Source organism: Finegoldia sp. P2-F-LR, from assembly GCF_052932265.1.
The window spans coordinates 1-213 of sequence record NZ_JBRFJF010000061.1 but is presented as its reverse complement, the minus strand read 5'-3'; the positions used below and the strand labels follow the sequence as shown (position 1 = coordinate 213).

1 protein-coding gene is annotated in these 213 nt (G+C 34.3%); it reads left to right on the top strand.

The window, feature by feature from the left end; all coding sequences use genetic code 11:
• Nucleotides 1-213: hypothetical protein (locus ACU68W_RS09425; protein ID WP_446756450.1), on the top strand; the 213-nt coding region annotated here is incomplete at both ends.

Below are 213 nucleotides of genomic sequence, written 5' to 3'. Positions count from 1 at the left end.
TCTTAAAGATGAAAAAGCAACACAAGAACAAGTAAATGCAGCTAAGAAAGCATTAGAAGATGCAAGAGAAGCATTAGACGGAAAAAAAGCAGTAGATAAGAAACCACTTCAAGCAGAAGTAGACAAAGATGCTGCAACAAAAGCAGATGTAAAATATGCAAACGCATCTGATGAAAAGAAAACTGCTTATGATGAAGCATTAAAGAAAGCTAA